Source organism: Streptomyces phytophilus (genome assembly GCF_013870535.1).
Taxonomy (GTDB): domain Bacteria; phylum Actinomycetota; class Actinomycetes; order Streptomycetales; family Streptomycetaceae; genus Streptomyces; species Streptomyces phytophilus.
This window is the reverse complement of the sequence record NZ_JACBXC010000968.1, coordinates 1-2,354: the sequence shown is the minus strand read 5'-3', so window position 1 is coordinate 2,354 and position 2,354 is coordinate 1. Positions and strand designations below refer to the sequence as shown.

General features: G+C 69.5%; 2 protein-coding genes. One reads left to right on the top strand and one right to left on the bottom strand.

Features of this window, described 5'->3' with window-relative positions; translation table 11 throughout:
- Nucleotides 1-707: 707 nt before the first annotated feature.
- Entirely contained in the window at nt 708-1,190 is a 483-nt protein-coding gene (locus tag H5J30_RS27855) for a CarD family transcriptional regulator (protein WP_018836077.1), read from the bottom strand.
- A 558-nt stretch (nt 1,191-1,748) separates the two neighbouring features.
- Between H5J30_RS27855 and H5J30_RS27850 the strand changes: the two genes are divergently transcribed.
- On the top strand, nt 1,749-2,354 hold a 606-nt coding region (locus H5J30_RS27850), incomplete at its 3' end, for a hypothetical protein (protein WP_181790063.1).

Sequence of the window (2,354 nt, the reverse complement as noted above, 5' to 3'; positions counted from 1 at the left end):
GCGCATCTGAGCGGGGCTGACGGGTCCGAGTGGCCGGGCCGGGTCCGTACGGACGCGGCGGGCGGGTCGGACGGGCCTGACGGAGACATTGCGGTGTTCAGGTTTGTGTCCTTGGACGACATGGGTATGGCCAAAAGCGTGCCGGGCACGTGCTTCGTGCCCCCACCGCGGAGCTCGCTGCGACCCCCTTCCGTGACGCAGATGGTCGCAGCAGCTACCCGGGCCCGGCACGGCGTGTCCACAGAAAAGCGGGACAGCCGTCGGCCCGGTGCGCCGCACGCGAGCATACGCACGCGTGGTGCAGGAGCCTACGGCTGCCCCGAGACCCGGCACGCTTTCAGGCCGTCGGATGACGCGAAAGGACGAGCGGGGACAAACGGACGGACCACGTAGGACGTGACCGGGCAGCGCCGACACGCCGGCGTCGGAACCGATACCGGAACCGACGGAGAGCAGGCGCTTTTACGCCACAGCTTTGCGCCACACAGCCGACGGCCGGCGCGACGGAAACCGACGCAACGGCAACCGACGCCGGACGACGACAGTGGGCACGAAGGCGGCGCAACCGAACAGGCGCGACCGAACGAGCCGAGCAACCTCACCGGGCAGCCACGGCGGCGCCCGGCGATCGGGCGATGCCGCAGCCGTCACGGCCACGGCGCCCCGGGGGCACCGCCGACGTGACGTGAGGCGACGTCAGGCGCCGTTCAGGACGCCAGCACCTCGTCGAGCAGCGCTTCCGCCTTGTCCTCGTTCGTGCTCTCGCACAGCGCCAACTCGCTCACCAGGATCTGACGGGCCTTGGCGAGCATCCGCTTCTCTCCGGCGGAGAGACCGCGCTCGCGCTCCCGGCGCCACAGATCCCGGACGACCTCCGCGACCTTGATCACGTCGCCCGAAGCGAGCTTCTCCAGGTTCGCCTTGTACCGCCGGGACCAGTTGGTGGGCTCTTCCGCATACGGCGCACGCAGCACCTCGAAGACCCGCTCCAACCCTTCCTGGCCAACCACATCGCGTACCCCGACGAACTCGGCATTGTCCGCCGGCACGCGCACCGTCAAGTCGCCCTGAGCGACTTTCAGCACCAAGTAGGTCTTGTCCACACCTTTGATCTGGCGAGTTTCGATGGCCTCGATCAGCGCGGCCCCGTGATGGGGATAGACCACGGTGTCGCCAACCTTGAACGTCATGTGACAGGTACCCCTTCCGTGGCTATCCAGGGTAACACGGCACAGGCCGCTTCTGAATGGCGTTTTCGCAGGTCAGCGCCCGTCTCGGGGCTTGACAAGCGACCCTGGAACGTGCTTCGCCCGCCGCCGGAATCACGGTTTCTGCAGGTCGGATGGCCTCTGCGGGAAACCCGAAACGCTCAGGCTACCTGCCGTCGGAAGGTTCGGCAGGGCGGCGATCGTCCCGATTTGTCGGAGTCGGCCGGTGAAGTCGTGCTGCTCCGTTCGGCCGATCACGAACGAATCCGGCCGGATTCCCGGAATTGATCACGCGGGCTGTGATCGATATCCCCGATCTCCCTCCGCAGGTCTTCCCCCACTACTTCCAACACCGCTTCCCGCGCGATTATTGCCGGGCATTAGCACTGCCGTACGCGCGGCGGTGGGCGAAGGCGCGCGGGAGGCGAGAGGGCGGGTCGGGTCCGTGCGCTCAGAAGGGGGTCGGTACTGTTCCCTCCAGCACCAACGTCACCGCAGCCAAGCCGAACCGGCCTTCACGTCCAAGGAGATGCCGCCGCCGTGAGCAGCAGCATTCGACGCGGCACGCTCGCCGCGACCGCCCTCGCTCTCTCGCTCGCCGCCCTCACCGCGTGCGGGGCGGGCAACAACGCCGAGACCCTGAAGATCAACCCCGACAACGCGCGTGTCACCGCGGGCGACATCAGGATCCAGAACGCGGTGGTCATCACGCCGGCGGACGAGGCCGACGGCGCGGCCGCGGTCTCCGCGCGCATCTTCAACAACGGCGACCGGGACCAGACGCTCCAGCGGCTGACGCTCGCGGACAGCGGCGAGGAGCTGGAGCTGGCCGGCCGGAACGGCCGGGGCGGCGTGGTGGTGCCTGCGGGCGGCTCGGTGATGCTGGGCGGCGAGGGCCACGCCTCCGCGGTGCTGCCAGACGGGCACGACGCCGGGCACGGCGCGACGAAGAAGCTCGCGTTCGAGTTCAGCGGGGAGGGCGAGGTCGAGCTGGCCGCGTTCATCGTCGCGGACGACGGCGAGTACGCGCCCTGGGCCGCGACGGAGTCGCCGAGCCCGCTGGAGACCGGCACCTCCTCCCCCGACGCAGAACCCGGTGAGCCCGGTGAGCCCGGCGAGGACGCGGGCACGGGCACGGACGCCGCC